General features: G+C 69.5%; 17 protein-coding genes. 14 read left to right on the top strand and 3 right to left on the bottom strand.

The genetic code is table 11. The annotated features are described in order from the left end of the window. Positions 1-13: 13 nt before the first annotated feature. From icmH to AQ610_RS27955, 11 genes are all read left to right on the top strand, one after another. Positions 14-1,696, top strand: a complete 1,683-nt coding sequence (icmH, locus tag AQ610_RS28005; RefSeq protein WP_006029751.1) for a type IVB secretion system protein IcmH/DotU — start codon at positions 14-16, stop codon at positions 1,694-1,696. After that, the gene (gene tssM / locus AQ610_RS28000; protein WP_006029750.1) at positions 1,693-5,196 is read left to right on the top strand and encodes a type VI secretion system membrane subunit TssM; all 3,504 of its coding nucleotides are present in this window, start codon (positions 1,693-1,695) and stop codon (positions 5,194-5,196) included. The genes icmH and tssM overlap by 4 nt, the downstream gene beginning before the upstream one ends. 58 nt (positions 5,197-5,254) lie before the next feature. Continuing rightward, positions 5,255-5,614: a DUF6277 family protein gene (locus AQ610_RS27995; protein ID WP_006029749.1), complete on the top strand. Its 360-nt coding sequence runs from the start codon at positions 5,255-5,257 to the stop codon at positions 5,612-5,614. A 22-nt stretch (positions 5,615-5,636) separates the two neighbouring features. Then, positions 5,637-6,056 carry a hypothetical protein gene (locus tag AQ610_RS27990; RefSeq protein WP_006029748.1) on the top strand — a complete coding sequence of 140 codons (420 nt, stop codon included), beginning with the start codon at positions 5,637-5,639 and terminating at the stop codon, positions 6,054-6,056. A gap of 279 nt (positions 6,057-6,335) precedes the next feature. Continuing rightward, positions 6,336-6,611 (top strand): hypothetical protein, encoded by a 276-nt coding sequence (locus AQ610_RS27985; protein WP_043283401.1) that lies wholly within the window; start codon positions 6,336-6,338, stop codon positions 6,609-6,611. A 512-nt stretch (positions 6,612-7,123) separates the two neighbouring features. Beyond that, positions 7,124-8,035: an alpha/beta fold hydrolase gene (locus tag AQ610_RS27980; RefSeq protein WP_006029873.1), complete on the top strand. Its 912-nt coding sequence runs from the start codon at positions 7,124-7,126 to the stop codon at positions 8,033-8,035. 220 nt (positions 8,036-8,255) lie between these two features. Beyond that, positions 8,256-9,557 (top strand): glycosyltransferase, encoded by a 1,302-nt coding sequence (locus AQ610_RS27975; RefSeq protein ID WP_059213618.1) that lies wholly within the window; start codon positions 8,256-8,258, stop codon positions 9,555-9,557. Then, complete coding sequence (locus AQ610_RS27970; protein WP_045554733.1) at positions 9,554-11,131, top strand: DHA2 family efflux MFS transporter permease subunit; 1,578 nt, start codon at positions 9,554-9,556, stop codon at positions 11,129-11,131. The genes AQ610_RS27975 and AQ610_RS27970 overlap by 4 nt, the downstream gene beginning before the upstream one ends. 57 nt (positions 11,132-11,188) lie before the next feature. Continuing rightward, positions 11,189-12,148, top strand: a complete 960-nt coding sequence (locus AQ610_RS27965; RefSeq protein WP_059213602.1) for a glycosyltransferase family 2 protein — start codon at positions 11,189-11,191, stop codon at positions 12,146-12,148. Positions 12,149-12,198: 50 nt separating this feature from the next. Continuing rightward, positions 12,199-13,779, top strand: coding sequence for an efflux transporter outer membrane subunit (locus AQ610_RS27960; protein WP_059213601.1), 1,581 nt, complete (start codon positions 12,199-12,201; stop codon positions 13,777-13,779). Between the two features lie 240 nt (positions 13,780-14,019). Then, positions 14,020-15,282 (top strand): HlyD family secretion protein, encoded by a 1,263-nt coding sequence (locus AQ610_RS27955; protein WP_043283427.1) that lies wholly within the window; start codon positions 14,020-14,022, stop codon positions 15,280-15,282. Between the two features lie 196 nt (positions 15,283-15,478). On the opposite strand, the gene AQ610_RS27950 is transcribed toward AQ610_RS27955, so the two are convergent. Both AQ610_RS27950 and AQ610_RS27945 read right to left on the bottom strand, forming a co-directional pair. Further along, positions 15,479-17,143: a glycoside hydrolase family 32 protein gene (locus AQ610_RS27950; RefSeq protein ID WP_006027783.1), complete on the bottom strand. Its 1,665-nt coding sequence runs from the start codon at positions 17,141-17,143 to the stop codon at positions 15,479-15,481. Positions 17,144-17,291: 148 nt separating this feature from the next. Next, the gene (locus AQ610_RS27945) at positions 17,292-18,848 is read right to left on the bottom strand and encodes a glycoside hydrolase family 68 protein (protein ID WP_041862047.1); all 1,557 of its coding nucleotides are present in this window, start codon (positions 18,846-18,848) and stop codon (positions 17,292-17,294) included. Between AQ610_RS27945 and AQ610_RS37055 the strand changes: the two genes are divergently transcribed. The 3 genes from AQ610_RS37055 (at position 18,759) to fdhA (ending at position 21,521) form a co-directional block, all read left to right on the top strand. Further along, on the top strand, positions 18,759-19,040 hold the full coding sequence (locus tag AQ610_RS37055) for a hypothetical protein (RefSeq protein WP_162486727.1): 282 nt from the start codon (positions 18,759-18,761) through the stop codon (positions 19,038-19,040). The genes AQ610_RS27945 and AQ610_RS37055 overlap by 90 nt on opposite strands. Further along, the gene (locus tag AQ610_RS27940; RefSeq protein WP_009914480.1) at positions 19,037-20,053 is read left to right on the top strand and encodes a substrate-binding domain-containing protein; all 1,017 of its coding nucleotides are present in this window, start codon (positions 19,037-19,039) and stop codon (positions 20,051-20,053) included. Before AQ610_RS37055 ends, AQ610_RS27940 begins: the two co-directional genes overlap by 4 nt. Before the next feature lie 268 nt (positions 20,054-20,321). Next, positions 20,322-21,521, top strand: a complete 1,200-nt coding sequence (gene fdhA, locus AQ610_RS27935) for a formaldehyde dehydrogenase, glutathione-independent (RefSeq protein WP_009914481.1) — start codon at positions 20,322-20,324, stop codon at positions 21,519-21,521. 27 nt (positions 21,522-21,548) lie between these two features. Here fdhA and AQ610_RS27930 read toward each other — a convergent pair whose 3' ends face one another. Continuing rightward, positions 21,549-22,574 carry a GlxA family transcriptional regulator gene (locus AQ610_RS27930; RefSeq protein ID WP_006027779.1) on the bottom strand — a complete coding sequence of 342 codons (1,026 nt, stop codon included), beginning with the start codon at positions 22,572-22,574 and terminating at the stop codon, positions 21,549-21,551. Positions 22,575-22,610: the final 36 nt, after the last annotated feature.

Here is a 22,610-nt window from a genome sequence, read left to right as displayed (position 1 = left end):
GATGGCATCCAACATGCTCGATCGCGCGGCGGCGAATCCGGATCTCGCGACGCGGATACCGACGCTGTCGTCGCTGTCCAGCGCGGCGATGTCGAGCTCCGCCGTGTCGACCGCCGGCACGACGAACGTGGCCGCGTCGGGCGCCGCCGCGTCGGTGGCCGGATCTGCGGCCGCGGACGCGCCGCCGCATGCCGACGGCTCGCCGCGCAATCCGGCGGTGCTGCAGTTTCCGGTGCCGGGCGGCGCGCACGCACCCGCCGACGCGCGGGGCGCGGCGCCCGTCGTCTACAGCGCGCAGGGCGAGCAGGCCGCGATCATGAAGGCGGGCCTGCAGCAGGCGAGCTGGAACAACCCGTTCGTGTCGCACGCGTTGCCCGCGGTGCTGCAATTGCAGCGGCATCTCGCGGCCGGGCCGCTCAATCAGGCCGCGATCCGCACGCAGCTCGGGCTCGAAGTGCGGCTCTACCGCGAGCGGCTCGCCGGCTCCGGCTGCGAATGGGAACAGATCCGCGATGCGTCGTACCTGCTGTGCACGTATCTCGACGAGACCGTCAACGATTCGGCGCGCGAGCATTCGCAGGTCGTCTATGACGGCGAGCGCAGCCTGCTCGTCGAGTTCCATGATGACGCATGGGGCGGCGAGGACGCGTTCGCCGACCTGTCGCGCTGGATGAAGGCGGACCAGCCGCCGGTTCCGCTTCTCTCGTTCTACGAACTGATCCTGTCGCTCGGCTGGCAGGGCCGCTACCGCGTGCTCGATCGCGGCGACGTGCTGTTGCAGGACCTGCGCTCGCAACTGCACGCGCTGATTTGGCATCACGTGCCGCCCGAGCCGCTCGGCACCGAGCTCGTCACGCCCGCGAAGCGGCGCCGCTCGTGGTGGACGGCCGGCCGCGCGGCGGCCGTCGCGCTCGGCGTGCTCGTGCTCGCGTACGGCGCGATCAGCCTCTGGCTCGATTCGCAGGGGCGGCCGATCCGCAACGCGCTCGCCGCGTGGATGCCGCCCACGCGCACGATCAACATCGCCGAGACGCTGCCGCCGCCGCTGCCGCAGATCCTCACGGAAGGGTGGCTCACCGCGTACAAGCATCCGCAAGGATGGCTGCTCGTGTTCAAGAGCGACGGCGCGTTCGACGTCGGCAAGGCGAAGGTCCGGCCGGACTTCATGCACAACATCGAGCGGCTCGGCCTCGCGTTCGCGCCGTGGCCGGGCGACCTCGAGGTGATCGGCCACACCGATTCGCGGCCGATCCGCACGAGCGAGTTCCCGGACAACCAGGCGCTGTCGGAAGCGCGGGCGCGCACCGTCGCCGACGAACTGCGCACGACCGCGCTGCCGGGCGGCGCGCGCGCGCCGGAGAACGCGGTGCAGCGCAGCATCGAGTATTCGGGGCGCGGCGACGCGCAGCCGATCGACACCGCGAAGACGGCCGCCGCTTACGAGCGCAACCGCCGCGTCGACGTGCTGTGGAAGGTGATTCCCGACGGCGCGTCGCAACCGGGCCGCAGCCTGAATCTGCAGCAGCCGGAGAAGCCCGGCCAGGTCCCGATGCGTCCGGCGATGCCGGAAGGCGTCGAGATCGCGCCTGAAGGGCAACTGCCGTATGCGACGACGGAGATCACGACCGCGACGCCAACCACGATGCCAGCAACGACGCAAGCGACGAGACCGGCCACGGAGGGCCGTCAGCCATGATCCGCACGAGCTTGAGAGTATTCGCGGCGATTCTGATCGCGATCCTGATCTGGTGGGTGGGGCCGCTCTTCGCGTTCGGCATCTATCACCCGCTCGGCCCCGTGTGGGTGCGCGAGATCCTCGTCGCGCTCGTGCTGATCTGGGGCTTCTGGCCGACGCTCGCGCGGCTCTGGGCGCGGCTCGCGATGAGTCCGCGGCAGGTGAAGGTCGCGCCGAAGACGAAGCAGCTCGATTTCGTCGACAAGCATTTGCGCAACCTCGACCAGCAATTGAAGGAGCGCTGGCGCAAGGAGCCGCGCAGCCGCTGGAAGCGCGGGATCGGCGCGCTCACGCGCGAGCATCGCGCGATGCTGCCGTGGTATCTGGTGCTCGGCTCGGAGGGCAGCGGCAAGTCGAGCCTCGTCGCGAAGGCGGTCAGCGTGTCCGGCTCGCTGCAGGACCGCGTGCTCGGCTCCGACGCCACTTACGGGCGCGGCGACGATTTCAACTTCCGGATCACGCGCGAGGCCGTGTGGTTCGACGTCGGCGGCCGCTGGAGCCTGCGCGCGGGCGTCGACGAGGGTGAGCTCGATGCGTGGCGCAAGCTGCTGCGCGGGATGAGGCGGCTGCGCAAGGGCGCGCCGATCAGCGGCGTCGTGCTGTGCGTCGACGGCGCCGACATGGTCGATGCGCCGCTCGATGCGCGCAAGCGCCTCGCCGATTCGGTGCGCGCGCGGCTCGACGAAATGCGCGAGGCGTTCGGCCAGCAGGCGCAGGTGTACGTCGCGCTGAACGGGCTCGACCGGCTCGACGGCGCGGTGTCGACGCTGTCGCTGCTCGACGCGTCGAAGTGGGCGAAGGGCGTCGGCTTCAGCCTGCCCGACGACGGCGCCGAAGCCGACGCGGCGCGCGCGGACGCGACGTGGCAGCACGCGTTGCAAGGGCTGCAGCAGCGCGTCCAGCAGCAGGTGCTGTATTCGGCGCCCGCCGCGACCGAGGTGTCGATGAACCACGCGCAATTGCGTTTCGTCGAGACGCTCAGCCGGCTGCAGAAGGCGCTCGTCGCATGGCTGCACGTCGCGCTCGCGCCGGGCGAAACGCATACGGCCGCGCGGTTGCGCGGCGTGTGGCTCGGCTCGATGGCCGAGCTTGCGCAGGCGCATCCGGCGGGCGCGGCGGGCGCCGGCTCGTCGGAGCTGCCCGTGCCGTCACGGCCGTTCAGCGAGCTGTGGACGCCGCTCATCCGGCAGGTGTCGCTCGAGCGCGATGCGGTGCGGCCGAGCGGCCCGAAGTCGTGGCGCGGCCGCCTCGGCGGGGCGCTGCGCTGGAGCGCGGTGCCGATCGTCGCTTTGGGCCTCCTGCTGTGGTTCGGCTGGGGCTACGTCACCGAGCGCGATTATCTGGACGGCGTCTGGGCGCAGTTCACCGAGGCGAAGCGGCTCGCGCAGGCCGAGGCGTCCTATGGCAACGACGGCGGCTCGACGCTCATCGAGATCGCGAACCAGATGCGCTATGCGCAGTTGCAGGCCGAGGACGCCGCACAGGGGATGGCCACGCCGTACTTCGAGCACGGGCTCGTCGCCGAGACGGCGCGCGACACCTATTACCGGCACTTGCAGAAGATGCTGATGCCGGAGCTGTACAACGAAGTGCGGCGCACGCTCGTGTCGCAGGTCGACGGCAGCCCGGGCGACATCTATCAGACGCTGAAGGTCTACCTGATGCTCTGTCGTCCTGATCGACGCTCGGCGGACGACGTCGTGCGCTGGCTCGACGGCCGCTGGGACGGGCTCGCGGGCGGCCAGTACTCGGACGACGACCGCCGCTCGCTGCTCGCGCACGTGCGCACGCTGATATCGCTGAAGAATGTGCCGGCGACGCCGGAGGACGCGAACCTCGTGCGCTCGGCGCGCGCGAAGGCCGCGCAGATTCCGCTCGTCACGCGCGTGCTGCAGCACATCCACGCGCAGGGGCTGCCGCAGCAGGTCAACGACATCTCGCTGTCGCGCGCGGCGGGCTTCGAGGCGTCGATGAGCCTGCGCATGCGCAGCAACGTGCCGTCGACCGACACCGCGGTGTCCGGCTGGTTCACGCGCGCGGGCTACACGGACGTGTTCGTGCCGCGCCTGCAGAAGAGCGCGCGCGCGATGCTCGAGGAAGAGAGCTGGGTGTTGCGCGACGAGACGCTGTCCGGCAACAGCTTCCAGATCGACGGACTCGTGCAGAAGCTCGCCGATTCCGCGCGCAACCAGTTCCTTCAGGACTATATCTCCGCGTGGCAGAACTTCCTGAACGACGTGACGGTGCGCGGCGTGACGGGCCTCGACGATGCGTCGCAGCTCGCGGCCGCGATGATGGAGGCGCAATCGCCGCTCGCGAACCTGCTGCGCTTCGCCGCGCGCGAGACGACGCTAACGGGCGCGAGCGACGAGGGCAACATCGATAGCTGGATCGATCGCCAGAAGTATCGCTTCGAGAAGGGGCGGCGGCAGGTCGTCGGCGAGCTGAGCGGCCAGCATTACCGGACGGTGCTGCTGCCCGAGCACGTCGTCGAGGAGCACTTCCAGGCGATCCACCAGCTCGCCGCGCAGTTGAACCGCAACAACACGATTGCGAACAATCCGCTGTCGCGCCTGTTCGAGCCGCTGTACCGGCAGCTCGGCCTCGTCAACGGCGCGCTGCAGGCGGGCCAGGTGCTGCCCGCGCAGTACGACGCGTTCTCGCGGCTGAAGGAGACGGCCGCGCGTCAGCCGGAGCCCGTGCGCGGCATCATGCTCGACCTCGTGAGCAGCGGCAGCACGATGACGACGCGCGAATCGGGCGCGCTGCTCAATCGCGGCGCGGCGGGCGCGACGAAGATGGTCTGCGATCAGGGCTTCACGGGCCGCTATCCGATGCGCCGCAACGCGCAGGCGGATGCGGGCGTCGAGGACTTCGAACGATTGTTCAGCTCGCAGGGGCTGATGGCGACGTACTTCCGCGATCACCTCGCCGCCTATGTCGATACGTCCGCGAAGCCGTGGCAGGCGCTGCGCTCGAACGGCGGGCCGAACGGGATGGTCAGCCAGTCGGTCCTCAACTCGTACGAGACGGCCGATCGCATCCGCAGCGCGATGCTCGACGATTCGGGGCACCTGCGCGTGTCGACCGTGCTGCGCTTCATCGACATGGATTCGCAGTTGTCCGAAGCGCAACTGAGCGCCGCCGGCCAGACGGTGCGCTTCGCGCACGGCGTGACGTCGCCGCACCGGGTCGACTGGACCAATCAGAACACGCAGCTCGCGATCAAGCTGCAACTGAAGTCCGTCGACGGCCGGATGACGACGCTGCAGTTCGACGGGCCGTGGGCGCTGTTCCGCTTCTTCGACGCGGGGCAGGCAGTGGGCGGCACGGGCACCGCGGACCGGCGCGAGCGGCTCTATCAGACGAGCCTCGGCACGGTCCGCATCGAATGGCAGGCGCTCACGCTGCCGTCGCCGATATGGTCGGGCATCCTGCAGTCGTTCAGGTGTCCGTCGTGATGCGTCGAGCATCGCTATTCATGCGCCGCAGGGCGCGCACACTGGAAAGGAGCAAGACATGATTGATCCGAAGGAAATCTTCGCTGCATGCAACAACGCGCACCAGTACGGGCAGGACGCGAGCGGCTCGATGGCCAAGCCGTTCATCGATTCGATTCCGGATCTGTCGACGGCGTCGTCGAGCAACGCGAGCAACCTGATCGGCAACGTGCAGCAGGTCGGCTCGAAGATGCTCGAGCACATGTCGACGATCAAGTCCGCGGTCGACAAGCAGGTGATGATCCATCAGGACAACCAGCAGCGCCAGAAGACCTACGACTTCAACGTCGACATGCGGGACCTGCGTCCGACCAACGCGGTCGGCTTCCCGGAGGAGATGCCGTCGATCTTCTTCGCGCCGTTCAGGACCGGCAAGTGATGCGCTTCGGCTGCGTGGGCAGTTGCGTCGGCGTCAGCGCGCTGCGGCCGCGGGCGTCGTCGCGCGTCGCGCGATGCCTGGCGATGCACAGGCGAATTCCGGGCGCGCGCCGGCGCGCCCGTTTCAATCTTTTGTGAGGAATGGAGAGATGTCGATGAAGAAGCAAATCGTGGCGGGGATCGTGGTGGGGCTCGTGTCGATGAGCAGCCAGGCGCAACTGGGCCAACTGTTCCAGTCGGTGAAGGAGCAGGTGACGCAGGCGGCGACGTCGCAGGTCAACCAGGGCGTGCGCTCGGCGACCGACGAGGCGGTGCAGGCGACGTCGACGCGCACGCGCAAGGCGATCGACTCGGTGCGCTCGCCGTCGTCGTCGCCCGCGGCCACGTCGACTTCGACGACTGCGGAGACGAACGACGCGACGCTGAACGAAGCGCGCAAATAACGGCCGGCGCGCCGTGCCGGACGGCTTTCGCGGCGCGTGGCGCGTGACGTGTGGCGCGACCGTCGTGAAAGCCGCTTGAATAAGCGTAAAACTATCGTATAAACATCGATTTGCGTATGCAGTAATCGAGACTCTTCTCGGAATCAACCAGGAGTGTTTTATTGACGGAAAGGGAGCGTATTCATGTTCCAGACTTCGATAATCAGCGTCGTCGGCATATTGGTGGCGATGGTCTTGATTTTCGTGGTGGTGACGACGTCAAAGACTTTGTCGATGGTGATGTCGTCGGTTCGGGCTCAGACCGTCGTGAAGAACGGTTATGAGGCGGTGGCCGACGTCTTGAGCATCGGTCAAACCGGCGTGACGCTGAATAACGTGCCGATGATGCGGATCGAGCTGCGCATTCACCACAATGGCGCATCGTGGGACGTGACGATCAAGCAATTCATCGATTTGGGGAATATCCCGCGCGTCGGCGAGCGGGTGCGGGTGATGGTCGATCCGGCGGACAACGGCCGCGTGTCATACGTGGGGCTGGCCGGCGTCGGGCGTTGATTCCGGTGCGCGGCGGCCGATGGCGATCAGGGTGCGATGTCATTTCCCGGAAGCGGTGCCGTAAATACACGATTAAGCTTATTTGAAAATTCCATATCGGCATGATGGTGGTGAGCAAGTGCATTTTTGAAGCCCGCTTCGAAAATCGAAAATAGATTTAAAAATGTTTACATTTGGGATTTGATATCTTATGCTGCATCGCAGAATCCTCAGTTCAATAAGACACGTCGCCGCACGGCGTAATTCGGGCGGCAGGATGTCGGGAAGCGGTTAATCCTTCAAGAGGCGTCATGCGAGTAAGAGGCGCTGGAGACCACGGGCCGAAGGCAGCGGGATGACCGTGTTGGGCCTGGTGGGAGCGTATTGCCGGTTGGATAGGAGACGAGGCGATGCGCGGCTCCGGCGGGTGGGTAGCCGCCGCGGCGCGCGCGGGAGGGCGTGCGGCTACGTGTTGGCGTCCTGTCAAGGGCGCGGGATCAGCTCATTTGCCGAGCAGATGCGGGAGATACGCCATGCCTATCGAGAAACAGGTTGTAGCGCTGCCGAGCGGACTGAAGGTCCACGTCGAGCGTCACGTGTTCGATCCGGCCTTCGAGACGGTCATCCTCGTGAACGGCGCGCTGGCGACGAGCGCGTCGTTCGGCCAGACGATTCGCTACCTGGGCGAACGCGTGAACGCGGTGTGCTTCGATTTGCCGTACGCGGGGCAGTCGCGTCAGCACAATCCGGGCGAGTACATTCTGACGAAGGACGACGAGGTCGAGATTCTGCTGCACCTGGCCGAGCGGTTCGAGCCGAGCTTCATGCTGTCGGTGTCGTGGGGCGGGGTGGCGTCGCTGTTCGCGCTGGCGCGCGGGTGCGCGAGCGTGCGGCGGGCGGTGATCGCGTCGTTCTCGCCGTTCCTGAACGAGGCGATGACGGACTACGTGACGCGCGCGCGCGATCACATTGCGGCGGGCGAGAACCTGAAGGCGGCGCAGTTGCTCAACGACACGGTGGGGCGCTACCTGCCGCGGATCATGAAGCTGTACAACTACCGGTATCTGACGAAGCTGCCGCGCAACGAGCAGGACCAGGTGGCGTTCCACGTCGACCAGATCCTGTCGATGCAGCCGGAGCAGTATCTGCCGGAGTTCCGCCAGATCGGCTGCGCGGTGAAGTTCATCAACGGCGAGCTGGACGAGTACACGACGGCGTCGGACGTGCGGCGGCTGGCGGCGTACGTGCGGCGCGCGGAGTTCGCGACGATCCGGCAGGCGGGGCACTTCCTGGACCTCGAGGGGCGTCAGCCGCAGGAGCAGCTCCGCGCGTCGATCCTGGGCTTCTTCGGCGACGAGCGGGCGAGTGCGGCGCGCGACGACGCGCAGGACGAGACGCTCGCGCCGCTCGGTCCGCCGCTGGGCCAATTGCCGGCGCTGTCGTAGCGGCGGGCATCGGCCGTGACGCACCGGCGGGCGAGGCTCCTTCAATCAGACAGGCAAACGCGGCGCGCGGCGCGAGGCGATGGCCAGGCGCATCGGCATGACGCAGGCGTTCGTTCGGCGGCAGTTGGACGGATTCCGGCCGGGGATGGACGATCCGGTTCGAACGTTTGGCGAGGCCGGATGTGCCGCCGGCTGCCGCGCGGGATGGGATGACGAAGCGATGGCGAAGGTAATCGTGACGGCGATCGGGTCGGCGGGCGACGTGCACCCGCTGCTGGGGGTGAGCCGGGCGCTGTCGGCGCGCGGCCACGAGGTGGTGTTCTGCACGCACGCGCCGTTCGAGGCGGCGGTGCGCGCGAGCGGGTTCGCGTTCGTGCCGGTGGGCACGGCCGAGGACTACGCGCAGGCGATGGCGGACCCGGCGCTGTGGGAACCGCGCACGTCGTTCCGGACGCTGTGGCGGGTGATCGCGCCGGTGGTGCGGCCGCACTTCGACGTGCTGCGCGCGCTGAGCGACGCGGACACGGTGCTGGTGGGCACGCTGTGGGCGTTCTCGGCGCGGCTGATGCAGGAGCGCTTCGGCACGCGCTACGTGTCGGTGCAGGTGTCGCCGTCGACGCTGCTGTCGGCGCACGCGCCGCCGACGCACAAGCGGCTGACGATCCCGGCGGGGTTGCCGCTGGCGGTGAAGGCGGGGCTGATGACGCTGATCGAGCGGCAGGTGCTGGACCGGGTGTGCGGCCCGGAGCTGAACGCGGCGCGGCAGGCGCTGGGCCTGGCGCCGGCGAAGCGGATCCTGGGGCGGTGGCTGCATTCGACGGACGGGGTGCTGTGCCTGTTTCCGTCGTGGTTCGCGCCGGCGCAGCCGGACTGGCCGGCGAATTGCGTGCAAAGCGGGTTTGCGCTGTTCAACGACGCGGGGCCGGCGCAGGCGGATGCGGAGCTGGAGGCGTTCGTCGCGTCGGGCGAGGCGCCGGTGGTGTTCACGGCGGGCTCGACGCGGGTGGACGGCCGCACGTATGAGCGGGCGGTGACGCAGGTGCTGCGGGCGACGGGCGTGCGGGGGATCCTGCTCGCGCCGGACGCGCCGGCGGCATGGGATGGGACGACGGGGCCAACGGCAGCGAAGACGCTGGGCGCGGCGCTGCTCAAGCGCCGCTACGTGCCGCTCGCGGCGCTGCTGCCGCGGTGCCGGGCGCTGGTGCATCACGGCGGGATCGGCACGGCGTCGCTGGCGTACGCGGCGGGCGTGCCGCAGGTGGTGACGCCGTTCGCGCACGACCAGTTCGACAACGCGCAGCGGGTGGCGGCGAGCGGCTGCGGGGTGCGGCTGGACGCGCCGGTGCGCGGCGAGCCGCTGGCGCGGGCATTGGCGCGCGTGCTGGGCGACGCGGCGATGGCCGCGCGCTGCGCCGAGGTGCGCGCGCGCATGGCGGCGCAGCCCGACGGCTGCGACGAGGCGGCGCGCTTCATCGAGCGCTTCGCGCCGGGCGTCGCGGCGCGGCAGGCGCAGCCGGCATGAGCGCGCAGGCGTTGCCGGCGGATCGGGCCAGGGCCGGCGTGGCGCCGCCCGCCGTCGCGCCGCTGCGCGGGGCGAAGCTCGCGCTGCTGACGTTCGCGCTGTCGCTCGCGACGTTCATCGAGGTGCTGGACTCGACGGTGGCGAACGTCGCGGTGCCGGCGATCTCGGGCAGCCTCGGGGTGGCGAACAGCCAGGGCACGTGGGTGATCAGCTCGTACTCGGTGGCCGCGGCGATCGCGGTGCCGCTCACGGGGTGGCTCGCGCGGCGGGTGGGGGAGCTCAGGCTGTTCGTCGCGTCGGTGCTTCTGTTCACGCTGACGTCGCTGCTGTGCGGGCTCGCGCGGGACCTGGAGGTGCTGGTGACGTGCCGGGCGCTGCAGGGGCTGTTCTCGGGGCCGATGGTGCCGCTGTCGCAGACGATCCTGATGCGCGCGTTCCCGCCGGCCAGGCGCACGCTGGCGCTGGCGCTGTGGGGGATGACGGTGCTGCTCGCGCCGATCTTCGGGCCGGTGGTGGGCGGCTGGCTGATCGACAACTTCTCGTGGCCGTGGATCTTCCTGATCAACCTGCCGATCGGGCTGTTCTCGTTCGCGGTGTGCGCGCTGATGCTGCGGCCGCAGGCGCAGCGGGGCGAGGCGAGTCCGATCGACGTGCCGGGGATCGTGCTGCTGGTGATCGGCGTGGGCGCGCTGCAGGCGATGCTGGATCTGGGCCACGACCGGGGGTGGTTCGATTCGCCGCTGATCACGGGGCTGGCGATCACGGCGGGGGTGTCGCTCGTGTCGCTGCTGATCTGGGAGCTGGGCGAGGCGCATCCGGTGGTGGAGCTGAGCCTGTTCCGGGAGCGGACCTTCACGTTCTGCGTGGTGATCATCTCGCTGGGGATGATGAGCTTCTCGGTGGTGGGGGTGGTGTTTCCGCTGTGGCTGCAGGCGGTGATGGGGTACACGGCGTACCAGGCGGGGCTGGCGACGGCGTCGATGGGGGTGCTGGCGCTGGCGTTCTCGATCCTGGTGGGGCTGTACGCGAGCCGGCTGGACGCGCGGGTGCTGGTGACGTTCGGGTTCGGGGTGTTCGCGGCGGTGATGTGGTGGAGCACGCACTTCACGCTGTCGATGACGTTCGCGCAGGTGGTGACGCCGCGGCTGATCCAGGGGATGGGGCTGCCGTGCTTCTTCATCCCGCTGACGGCGGCGACGCTGTCGCGGGTGCCGGACGACAGGCTGGCGGCGGCGTCGAGCCTGTCGAACTTCCTGCGGACGCTGTCGGCGGCGTTCGGCACGGCGCTGAGCGTGACGTGGTGGGACAACCGGGCGACGTATCACTACGCGGTGGTGTCGCAGTCGGTGACGCGCGCGTCGGAGAACACGCAGCGGTACGTGGACGCGCTGCACGCGATGGGGCTGCACGGCGTGCGCGAGCTGAGCTCGCTGCACCAGGTGGTGCGGCAGCAGGCGTACATGATGGCGACGAACGACATGTTCTGCATGGCGAGCGCGACGTGCCTGCTGCTGGCGGGGCTGATGTGGCTGACACGGCCGAAGCGGGGCGCGGCGGCGCCGCTCGGGCATTGAGGCGAAGGCGAGGCGAGCACGCCGAAGCTCGAACCACGGAAGGAGGAAGGAAGAGCGATGACGACCCTGGGCGCGCTGGTGATTCTGTATGACCCGACGGACGAGCAGTTGTCGGGGCTGGAGGCGCTCGCGCGCGACAGCGATGCGCTCGCGGTGATCGACAACACGCCGCACGAGCACGCGGCGGCGCGCGAGCGGGTGCGCGCGCTGTCGGCGCGGACGAGGGTCGTGTGGCAGCACCACGGCAACCGCGGCGGGGTGGCGGGCGCGTACAACGCGGGGCTGTCGGCGCTGTTCGCGCAGGGCGTCGAGGCGGTCGCGCTGTTCGACCAGGACTCGACGGTGCCGGCCGCGTACTTCGCGCGGATGCGCGAGGCGTGCGCGCAACTGGGCGCGGGCGCGCACGCGGGCGCATTCATTGCGGGGCCGCGGATCTACGACGCGAACGAGCGGCGCTTCCTGCCGGCGCTGATGACGAGCGGCGTGACGGTGCGCCGCGTGCGGGTGGAGGGCGAGACGGGGCCGCGGCGCTGCGCGTTCCTGATCTCGTCGGGCAGCGTGATCTCGCGGGCCGCGTACGCGCGGCTCGGGCGATTCGACGAGGCGCTGTTCATCGATCACGTCGACACCGAGTATTGCCTGCGCGCGCTCGCGCACAACGTGCCGCTGTACGTGGTGCCGTCGCTCGTGCTGACGCACCGGATCGGCGCGCGGCGCCGGCACAAGGTGGGGCCGTTCGAGCTGACGGCGATGCATCACGGGTGGCTGCGCCGGTACTACGGCGCGCGCAACGCGATGCAACTGGGGCTGCAGTACGGGTTGCGGTTTCCGGTGGCGCTGGTGCCGACTCTGCTGACGCTATGGCAGGTGGTTCAGGTGGTGCTGTGCGAGCGGGAGAAGGGCGCGAAGCTGCGGGGGATCGCGCTGGGCGTGCTCGACGGCCTGTTCGGGCGGCTGGGATCGTTCGACGATGCGCGCGCGGGCGCGGCGGCGCGCGAGCCGGTGCGGCAGGAATGACCGGAGCAGGCCGGACAGAGGGATATGAGAACGAGGCACGCGTCACGAGCATGAGGCAGAGCGCAACGCAAGCGGCAACGACCGCAACGACCACGGCAGGCAGCCGCGCGGCGCGCCGGCTCGCGGCGGCCGCGCTCGCGTGGGCGCTCGCCGGCTGCGCGCCGTCGGGCTTCGAGCCGGCGCTCGCGCCGCGCGCGCCGGGCGACGACGCGCTCGCGCAAACGACGGGGGGCGCCGCGCACGGCGCCTGGCCGAGCCCCGACTGGGTCAGGCAGCTCGGCGATCCGCAGCTCGATGCGCTGGTCGACGAAGCGCTGCGGCAGAACCCGACGCTGCAGGCCGCGCAGGCGCGCATCGGCGTCGCGCAGTCGCAACTGCAGCAGTTCGAATCGCTGACGGGACTCACCGCGAAGGCGGGCGCGTCGCTGTCCAAGGCGCACGTGCCGCGCTCGGGCGGCACCATCAATACGACGCTGAACGGCTTGCCGGTGTCGGTGCCGCTCGTCAGCGAATCGGTGGTGTCGTCGTCGTCGCTGTTCGTCGGGCTGAACTATCAGTTGGACCTGTGGGGCAAGAACGCGGCGGCCACGCGCGGGCTGCTGTCGATGCGCGACGCGGCGCGGGTCGAGGCGCAGCAGGCGCGGCTCGCGCTGTCGGTGGCGATCGTGACGCTGTACGGCGAGCTGGACCGCGCGTATGCGCTGCGCGAGCTGCTGCAGCTCAAGCGCCGCGCGAGCGAGCAGGTCGAGGCGGTGCTGCGCGAGCGCGCGGCGCGCGGGATCGACAACGGCTACGACGCGGACGACGCGGCGCTCAAGCGCAGCAAGCTGTTCGAGCAGATCGCGCTGACCGACGAGCAGATCCAGTTGCAGAAGCTGCAACTGGGGGTGCTGAGCGGGCGCGGGCCGGAACGGGGGCTGTCGCTCGCGCGGCCGAGGCTCGCGCCGCTCGCGGACGCGCCGCTGCCGCGGCGGCTGCCGGCGGAGCTGCTGGGCCGGCGGCCGGACATCGTCGCGGCGCGGCTGCGGGTGGAGGCGGCGTATGCGACGATCGACGGCACGCGCGCGGCGTTCTACCCGGACGTGAACCTGGCGGCGCTGGGCGGGCTGTTCGCGCTCGCGCCGGCGTCGCTGTTCAGGCACGACGCGCTGGGGGGCTCGATCGGGCCGGCGCTGTCGCTGCCGATCTTCGATCGCGGCCGGCTGAAGGCGAAGCTGGGGGGCGACGTGGCGAACGCGGAGGTGGCGCTGGCGCTGTACAACCAGACGGTGGATGCGGCGCTGGGCGAGGTGGCGCGGCAGTTGACGTCGCTGTCGACGGTCGATGCGCTGCTCGGGGAGCAGCAGCAGGCGGTGCGCGCGGCGCAGCGGATGGTGGCGCTGGCGGAGGACCGGCACCGGCGCGGGATGGGGATGTGCAAGGACGTCGACATGGCGAAGCTGACGCTGCTGGACGAGCGCACGCACGCGATCGAGCTGCAGGCGCGGCGGCGGACGCTGCGGGTGGGGCTGATCGGTGCGCTGGGCGGGGGCTTCGACGCCCGGCAGGCGGACGGCGCGCCGCTGGCGCAGGCGGGCAAGCCGTTCGCGGCGGCGCCGCCGGCCGCGGCGAACGACACGCGACACGATTGATCGGGATCGCGCGGCGCGGCGGATGGCCGCGCTGTCCGCTGGGATCGATGCGCGAACGCATCGGGTACAAACGCATCGCAGGAGCCTGTCGAGGACGAAGCCATCGAGCGCGAAGACATCCACACCAACGTCACCATCATTGTGAATACGAGAGAGTCAACCGACACCGCCGCCGGGCATCGAAGCGCATCGAGCCGGCCCGCGCAGCCCGGCGCCGCCGACATCACGCACGCGAAGACCTTGAACGACACCGCCACCGACACCCCGCGCGCGAAGGCGCCGACCGATCCGGCCGCCATCGGCGGCGCGCCCGCGAAGCCCGCGCCGGAGCCGGGGCCGCGGCCGCATCCCGAAACCGCGGCGTCGCTCGCCGCGCGCCGTGCGGCGCGGCGCGGCCGCTTCGCGCTGTTCTTCGGCGTGCTGGCGATCGCGGCGCTGGCCGCCGCGCTCTACTGGTGGCTCGTCGGGCGCTTCAGCGAAGAGACGGACGATGCCTACGTGGCCGGCAACGTCGTGCAGATCGCCGCGCAGATCCAGGGGACGGTGACCGACGTGCTGGTGGCGGACACGCAGCAGGTGAAGGCGGGGCAGGCGCTGGTGAAGCTCGACGACGCGGACGCGTCGGCGGCGTTCGCGCAGGCGCGGGCGCAGCTTGCGCAGGCGGTGCGGCAGGTTGCGAACACGCGGCTGTCGATGGGGACGTACGAGCAGACGGTGAAGGCGCGCGAGGCGGACCTGACGCTCGCGCAGCAGGCGTATCGGGCGCGGGTGGGGGCGTCGGTGGAGGTGGTGGCGCCGGAGGAGCTGGCGCGGGCGAAGTCCTCGCTCGCGAACGCGCAGGCGGCGCTGGCGGGGGCGCGGGCGCAACTGGAGGCGGCGCGCGCGCTGGGCAGCGAGCGGCCGGTCGGGCAGAACCCGGCGGTGCAGCAGGCGGGCGCGCAGTTCAAGCTCGCGTACCGGAACCTGAAGCGCACGACGATCGTGTCGCCGGTGGACGGGACGGTCGGCCAGCGGTCGGTGCAGATCGGGCAGCAGGTGGGGCCCGGTGCGCCGCTGATGTCGGTGGTGCAGTTGCGGCAGGTGTGGGTGGAGGCGAACTTCAAGGAAGGGCAGCTCCGGCACATGCGGGTGGGTCAGCCGGTGCGGCTCGAATCGGATCTGTACGGCTCGCGGGTGACGTACCGGGGCCGGGTGGAGGGGTTCTCGGCGGGCACGGGGAGCGCGTTCTCGATGCTGCCGCCGCAGAACGCGGCGGGGAACTGGATCAAGGTGGTGCAGCGCTTGCCGGTGGTGATCTCGCTGGATGCGTCGGAGCTGGCGGCGCATCCGCTGCGGGTGGGGCTGTCGATGCGGGCGACGGTAGAGACGAAGGTGCGCGGCGGGCATCTGCTCGACGGGGACGCGCCGCTGCCGGGGCTGCGCACGCGGGTGCACGAAGCGCATGCGGGCGAGGCGGAGGCGGCCGCCGAGGCGGTGATTCGGGAGAATGACGGCGGCCGGTGACGGGCGGCCCCCCGCCTCGTCACGGCGATTTACTCGTGCGCGTCATTCGCGTCGCGGGACAGGTGGCTCCACATCCACCGGCTCGCCCGCCGAGAACGAACGAAGCGTATCGGCTTCGCTCGTCCTGCACATGATCGGCACGCGTGCTCGCAATGTCGTGCGCCAACCGCATCGACGCCGCAACCGTCAGCGATCCCTATGATTTCGAGCACGCTCGCCGCATGCCCGCGGCCGCGCCGAGATTCGTCACCACGACATCGCTGAACGTCGCATCGCCGCCTTCGGCGAACACGGCGACCCGGTCGTCTGCCGGCGACGGAAACACGAGATCGGTGATGACGGTCCGGCCGTCGCCGTCGAACACTTCGACGGAACCGCGATCGACGATCACGTCGAGCCGCAGCTTGCCGTTCACGAGCGGCAGCGCGACGATGTGTTGCTTGCTGAACGCGCTCGAGAAGTTCGTTTCGCCGGACGCCGAGCGATCGACGGTCAGCGTGCGCGCCGCCGTGTCATAGGCGATACGCGTACCGACGCGGCCGTCTGCCGAGCGCCGCACGATCAAGCCGGCGCGCCGCGCCGACCGCGGCTCGATCGTCAGCGCGATGCGCTGCACGGTGCCGCGTGCGCCGGCGTCGAGCTCGCGCGTCGCCGACGCGACCGCGAGCGAGCCGATACGCACGGCAGGCAGGCCGCGGGCGAAAGCGTCGAACGGCCGCGCGGGCACGACCGTCAACTGCGGCCGGCCATCGATCGTCTTCAGCGCGAGCTCGCGCGGCAACGCCATCGTGCCTTTCCACGGCGTCGTCGGAATGCGGTCCGCATAGTCCCAATTGCTCATCCATCCGATCGCGACCGGCCGGTCGCCCGGCGCGTTCGCGAACGTGCCGGCCGCGTAGTAATCGGCGCCGTGGTCGAGCCATTGGTATTGCGCGGGATCGGCGTTCGCCGGCGCGGCGCGATCGGGCGTGAACGTCCTGCCGTCGAAGCCGCCGACGAAATACATCGCGCCCGAGCCGCCCGCGATCGACCACGGATTGACGTTGACGATCAACACCCATTTCGTGCGCGTCGCGTCGCCGTCGAGCGGCATCGGCAGCAGCTCGGGCATTTCCCACAGCGCGCCGCGATGCGGGACGTCGGGCAGCGTGAAGTCGCTCAGGAAATCCCAGTGAATCAGGTCGCTCGACCGATACAGCTTGACGACGTGCGCGTCGGCGACGACCGTCGTCATCATCCAGTAGCCGCCCGGCGCGTACCACGTCACTTTCGGGTCGCGGAAATGCCGCGATTCGGGATCGAGCGTGAGGACCGGATTGCGTGCGTACGGCCGCCATGTCTTGCCGTGATCGACGCTGTACGCGAGCGACTGCGCCTGCGTGCCGGCTGCGTGGCCGGAGCCCGCCTTGTAGACGCTCGTGTAGAGCGCGACGAGCGGCGGCGCATCCGCGGTGCCGAGGCCCGACGTGTTGCGCGCATCGACGACGATCGAGCCGGAGAAAATCTCCTCGCGCGCGTTCGCCGGCATCGCGACCGGCTGCTCGTCCCAGTGCACGAGATCGCGGCTCGTCGCGTGCCCCCACGACATGTCGCCCCAGAAGTTGCCGTGCGGATTGTATTGATAGAACAGGTGATAGACGCCGTCGTCGTAGACGAGGCCGTTCGGGTCGTTCATCCAGTTGCGCTGCGGCGCGTAGTGCAGCGCGGGGCGCCATTGCGGCGTGCCGTCGGCGGACGGTGCGGATGTCGCGGACCGCGGCGTGCATGGCGCCTCCGCAGCATGCGCGACGAAGCCGAAGCACGCGGCGAGCGCGACGAAGCCGGAGAAGAGGGAAGAAAAACGTGATCGGGGGATGGACATCGGATGAATCCTTCTTTGCTGCGGGGCCGGCGCGTGCGGCGCGATGCGCGAGGACGGCCGGACACGGCGCGCATGGCGCGCGGGATGTCCGATCGTCCTCGCGCCGGAAGGCGGGCGCGGCGTCCGCCTTCCGGCATCGTTGCTTCAGTTAGTTGTGGCCTGCGCCCAAGGCTGGCTGGTTCGAGGAAATGTCGCCGTAGCCGCCGAGGCCGCCCACGCCGTACGTGCGGTCGACCGCCGTCGATTCGCCGTTGATGTTGACCTTTACCGTCGGGGCGAGCGTGCCGCCGCGCCGCGCGCCGATCGCGTCGATGAACGACTCGACGAGGCCGCCCGGCATCACGTAGTGCGAGTACGACTGGAACTCGCGCGGGTTCTGATTCGGGTCTTGCGCGTACGGCGCGCCGGCGGGCGCGGAGAAGTCGGTCGGGTTGCCGAGCACGAGGCCGCTGCCGCCGTTCAGCGGCAGGAAGTCGCTGCGGATGCCCTTGCCGACGAAGCCGTACACGCCGTCCGGGCCGTCGACGCCCGCCGCCATCGTCGTGCGGTGGCTGATCGTGAACAGGTAGTACTTGCCGTCCTTCATGTAGATCTGCGGACGCTCGGTCTGATCGTCGACGCAGTTCGCCGACAGCAGCGGCGGCAGGAACTTCCACTCGGTCAACTGCGGATTCGTCGCGACCGCGAGGCCGACGTTGGCCTTTTGATACACTGCGCCCGCATTCATCACCGCGTTGAGGTCTTCCTTGTACGGATCGTTCGGCGCGTAGCCGAGATCGGCTTCGGTGCAGGTGCGCGCGCCGCGCGGGCCGCCCGTGTTGCCCTCGAAGACCATGTAGGTCTTGCCCGGGTGCGCGGGGTCGGTGAACACGAACGGATCGCGGAACGAGAAGTAGGTGTTCTGCTGACCGGTCTGGTAATAGTTGCCGTCAGGCTGCAGCAGCGCCTTGTGATCGTCGAAGCCGCTGAACCAGACGTGCTTGTCGTCGGCGTGGATGTGGCCGTCGGCGCGCGTGATGATCGCCATCGGCGGCGTGATGTCGGCGCCGCCGGGCGCCGAGCGGTTGAACGACGTCGCGGTGTAGTAGAGGCTGACGTTGTCGCCGTGCGTGAGGCGCGCCGAGCCCGACCATTCGGCGTTGTTGGTCATCGGCGCGGTGCCGAACACCTTGACGCTCGCGCCGTCCGGGAACAGGTGGCCGCCCCACGTCCAGCCGCCGTTCGCGGGCCGCTGCGACGCGGGGATGCCCGCGCGGCGATAGAAGAAGCCGATCCGCGCATGAACGTGGCGGTCGTCGAACGTGTAGCCCGCGTGCGGGTCGGCGGTGAGCGAGAAGATCACTTCCCAGCCCTTGTAGCTGAGCTGGTTCGCGCGCAGGTCGGCGAGGGGCCAAGTATCCCAGACCCACACGTCCGAATTGATCAGCGGGAAATCCTGCGGGATGTTCGGCATCGTCAGCGCCTGCGGCAGCGAGTTCTTGTCTGCGCCTGCGGTGTGCGACTGGGCGACGATCTGACGGATGTCGGCGCGCGTCCAGCGCATCGTGAAGTTGCTTTCAGGGTCGTAAGCCTGCTGCGTGTGCGGCGTGGGCATGGGGGCGCCGGCGGTCTGCGCATGCGAAGCGGACGCGAAGGCGGCAAGTGCGCCGCCAGCGAGCAGCAAACGTTTGGCCGCAGTCGTGCGGCAAGAAAGAAAATATGTCATCTCGGCGTTGTTTCAGTTGACGGTGAAAGGGAACGTCTAAGGGTGGTATCGATATCCAAACCGGTTTGGATACTATTTCAAACCGGTTTGGAAGGCAAAAGATATTTATTTGACGGTAATGCTTACCAGATGGAAATAATTGCTCGAACGGGTTCGGCCGGGCAGGACATCGAATACGGGGAACGACGGTGAAGGTGAATCTGAAGGCGCTTTCGGACGCGCTCGGGCTGTCGCGCACGACGGTGAGCCGGGCGTTGAACGGCTACGACGACGTGAGCGCGGCCACCCGCGAACGCGTGATGCAGGCGGCGCGCGAGCTCGGCTACGTCGCCGACCCGACCGCGCGCCGGCTCGCGACCGGGCGTGCGGACGCGGTCGGCATCGTCTATCCGTTCGGCGCGGGCGACCTCGGCGATCCGCGCTTCGCCGAGGTCGTCGCGGGCATCACGGAGCGCCTGGGCGAGAGCGGCCGCGATTTCTTCATCGTGTCCGCGCGGCCGGACGCGGAGCTCGAGACGTACCGGCGGCTCGTCGACGGCCGGCTCGTCGACGGGCTGATCGTCGCGCGCACGCTCGTCGACGATCCGCGCATCCGCTTTCTTCAGGAGCGCGAATTTCCGTTCGTCGCCTATGGCCGGACCGCGAGCGCGAAGCCATACACGTGGTTCGACTTCGACAACGAGGCGGGCGCGCATGCGGCCGCGCAGCGGCTGATCGCGTTCGGGCACCGGCGCATTGCGCTCGTCTGCGCGCCGCAGACGATGAATTTCGCCGCGCAGCGGCGCTCGGGCTTCGAGCGCGCGCTGCGCGACGCGGGGATCGAGCCCGATGCCGCGCTGATCCGCGAATGCGCGTTCACGCGCGACGGCGGCTACGGCGCGGCGCAGGCGCTGCTCGCGCTTCCCGATCCGCCGACCGCGCTCGTCATCGACAACAACATCGCCGGCGCGGGCGCGTTCAGGGCGATCGTCGCGAGCGGCAGGCGTTTCGTCGACGACGTGTCGTTGATCGTCTACGACGGCGTATCGCCCGACATCTCGTTTCCGTACAAGGCGAGCGCGGTGCTGCAGCCGACCGGGCACGCGTCCGGCCGCGCGATCGCCGAGCTGATGCTCGGCGTCATCGCGCATCCGGCCGACGTCGCGCATCGGCTCGCGTTGCCCGTCGTCGAGGCCGGCGACACGGACGGCCCGCGCGGCGGCTGACGCGCATTTCCTCCCACTCGCACAGGTTGCGCGTCGCGACGCCCCGCGCGTCGCGCGGATCGCCGTCGCTGCCGCTATCGCCGGTGCCGCTTCGGCGCCGCCGTTTCCATCGCATGTCGGCCGCGGCCAAGCGGATGTCGGTTTTTGGACGCTCGGCCCCCCGGCTCGCGGACTAACCTCGAAAGGCCCGCTGCAAGTCCGGCCGACGCGCGAACGCGCGGGCCGGGCGACGCGCGGCGCACCGCCAACGAGACATGGAGACGAAGCGATGAGCAGCAACCGAGGTGTCGTGTATCAGGGGCCGGGCAAGGTCGAGGTGCAGAAGATCGACTATCCGAAGATGGTCGACCCGAGCGGCCGCGCGATCGGCCACGGCGTGATCCTGAAGGTCGTCAGCACGAATATCTGCGGCTCCGATCAGCACATGGTGCGCGGCCGCACGACGGCGCCCGTCGGTCTCGTGCTCGGTCACGAGATCACGGGCGAAGTGGTCGAGGTCGGTCGCGATGTCGAGACGCTGAGGATCGGCGATCTCGTGTCGGTGCCGTTCAACGTCGCGTGCGGCCGCTGCGCGATGTGCAAGGAGCAGCACACGGGCGTGTGCCTGAACGTGAATCCGTCGCGCGCGGGCGGCGCTTACGGCTACGTCGACATGGGCGGCTGGATCGGCGGGCAAGCCGAGTACGTGCTCGTTCCGTATGCCGACTTCAACCTGCTGAAATTCCCCGATCGCGATCGGGCAATGGCGAAGATCCGCGATCTCACGTGCCTGTCGGACATCTTGCCGACCGGCTATCACGGCGCGGTCACGGCCGGCGTGAAGCCCGGCTCGACCGTCTACGTCGCGGGCGCGGGCCCGGTCGGGATGGCGGCCGCCGCGTCGGCGCGCCTGCTCGGCGCCGCGTGCACGATCGTCGGCGACATGAACGCCGAGCGTCTCGCGCACGCGAAGGCGATGGGCTTCGAGGTCGTCGATCTGTCGAAGGACGCGACGCTCGGCGAGCAGATCGAGCAGATTCTCGGCAAGCCGGAGATCGATTGCGCGGTCGACTGCGTCGGCTTCGAGGCGCACGGCCACGGCTCGTCCGGCCATGCGGAGGAAGCGCCCGCGACGGTGCTGAACTCGCTGATGGAGATCACGCGGCCCGCGGGCGCGATCGGCATTCCGGGCCTGTACGTGACCGACGATCCGGGCGCCGTCGACGTCGCCGCGAAGCACGGCAGCCTGAGCATCCGCTTCGGCCTCGGCTGGGCGAAGTCGCACTCGTTCCATACCGGCCAGACGCCCGTACTCAAGTACAGCCGCAACCTGATGCAGGCGATCCTGTTCGACCGGCTGCCGATCGCGGAGATCGTCAACGTGACGGTGATTTCGCTCGACGACGCGCCGGAGGGCTACAAGAAGTTCGACGGCGGCGCGCCGCGCAAATTCGTCATCGATCCGCACGGGATGCTGAAGGCGGCCTGACGCGCGGGCGCGGCGCGGCGATCGTGTTCAAGCGTGCAGCATCATCGACGGCACGCTCGCGCCGCCCGGCATCGACGGCTGCGCGAGCGGCGCGACCTGCTTGCGGCGCTCGCGCGTCGGCGCGGTGCCGAATGCGTCGCGGTAGCTCTTGCTGAAGTGGCACGCGGACTGGAAGCCGCACGCCATCGTGATGTGCATGATCGACATGTCGGTCTGCAGCAGCAGCTCGCGCGCGCGGCGCAGGCGCAGCGTCAGGTAGTAATGCGTCGGCGTCATCCCGAGATGCTCGCGAAAGAGGCGCTGCAACTGCCGCTGCGACATGTTCGCGAGCCGCGCAAGCTCTTCGCGCGACAGCGGCTCCTCGATGTTGTTCTCCATCAGCGCGATCACTTCGAACAGCGACTTGTTCGCGGAGCCGAGCCGCGCGACGAGCGGCATCCGCTGCTGCGCGCTCGTGTCGCGCACGTGCTCGACGATGAACTGTTCGGCGATCTGCGTGACGCGCGCGGTGCCGATGCGCGACGCGATCAGGTTCAGCATCATGTCGAGCGGCGCGACGCCGCCCGTGCAGGTCACGCGATCGCGGTCGATCACGAACAGTTCCTTGAGAAAGCGCGTATCGGGAAATTCTTCCTTCAGCGCCGACAGATTTTCCCAATGGATCGCGCACGCGTAGCCGGCGAGGAGCCCCGCCTTCGCGAGCGCATAGGTGCCGGTGCAGAGGCTGCCGAGCGCGACGCCCGCGCGCGCGAAGCGGCGCAGCGCCGTGAGATGCCCGGCTTGCGTCGCGCGCTGCACGTCCACGCCGCCGCAGACGAACACGATGTCGGGCTGCCCGGCGCATTCCGCCGGGCCGGTGTCGACCGCGAGCCCGTTGCTCGCCGTGATCATGCCGCCTTCGGGGCTGATGATCGACCAGCGGTATAGCGGCTGCCCGCTCAGGTAGTTTGCCATCCTGAGCACTTCGATCGCGTTCGTGAACGCGATCATCGTGAAGTTGGGCAGCGGCATGAACGCGAAATGAGACAGCGACGCGGTGCGGTCGGGCGACATGGGGAAGCGTTCCTTGGATCTGATCTTGATGCGGCC

Source organism: Burkholderia humptydooensis (assembly GCF_001513745.1).
Lineage (GTDB): Bacteria > Pseudomonadota > Gammaproteobacteria > Burkholderiales > Burkholderiaceae > Burkholderia > Burkholderia humptydooensis.
The sequence above is the reverse complement of the archived record's forward strand: the minus strand, read 5'-3'. Positions and strand labels throughout refer to the sequence as shown.

Excerpts from the sequence above, each read along its gene's own strand:
- AQ610_RS37055 (WP_162486727.1), top strand. The coding sequence starts at position 18,759 with ATGCGAAGCGGACGCGAAGGCGGCAAGTGCGCCGCCAGCGAGCAGCAA.
- AQ610_RS27930 (WP_006027779.1), bottom strand. The coding sequence starts at position 22,574 with ATGTCGCCCGACCGCACCGCGTCGCTGTCTCATTTCGCGTTCATGCCG.
- AQ610_RS27975 (WP_059213618.1), top strand. The coding sequence starts at position 8,256 with ATGGCGAAGGTAATCGTGACGGCGATCGGGTCGGCGGGCGACGTGCAC.
- AQ610_RS27960 (WP_059213601.1), top strand. The coding sequence starts at position 12,199 with ATGAGGCAGAGCGCAACGCAAGCGGCAACGACCGCAACGACCACGGCA.
- icmH (WP_006029751.1), top strand. The coding sequence starts at position 14 with ATGCTCGATCGCGCGGCGGCGAATCCGGATCTCGCGACGCGGATACCG.
- AQ610_RS27945 (WP_041862047.1), bottom strand. The coding sequence starts at position 18,848 with ATGACATATTTTCTTTCTTGCCGCACGACTGCGGCCAAACGTTTGCTG.
- fdhA (WP_009914481.1), top strand. The coding sequence starts at position 20,322 with ATGAGCAGCAACCGAGGTGTCGTGTATCAGGGGCCGGGCAAGGTCGAG.
- AQ610_RS27985 (WP_043283401.1), top strand. The coding sequence starts at position 6,336 with ATGTCGTCGGTTCGGGCTCAGACCGTCGTGAAGAACGGTTATGAGGCG.
- AQ610_RS27965 (WP_059213602.1), top strand. The coding sequence starts at position 11,189 with ATGACGACCCTGGGCGCGCTGGTGATTCTGTATGACCCGACGGACGAG.
- AQ610_RS27970 (WP_045554733.1), top strand. The coding sequence starts at position 9,554 with ATGAGCGCGCAGGCGTTGCCGGCGGATCGGGCCAGGGCCGGCGTGGCG.
- tssM (WP_006029750.1), top strand. The coding sequence starts at position 1,693 with ATGATCCGCACGAGCTTGAGAGTATTCGCGGCGATTCTGATCGCGATC.
- AQ610_RS27980 (WP_006029873.1), top strand. The coding sequence starts at position 7,124 with ATGCCTATCGAGAAACAGGTTGTAGCGCTGCCGAGCGGACTGAAGGTC.
- AQ610_RS27995 (WP_006029749.1), top strand. The coding sequence starts at position 5,255 with ATGATTGATCCGAAGGAAATCTTCGCTGCATGCAACAACGCGCACCAG.
- AQ610_RS27950 (WP_006027783.1), bottom strand. The coding sequence starts at position 17,143 with ATGTCCATCCCCCGATCACGTTTTTCTTCCCTCTTCTCCGGCTTCGTC.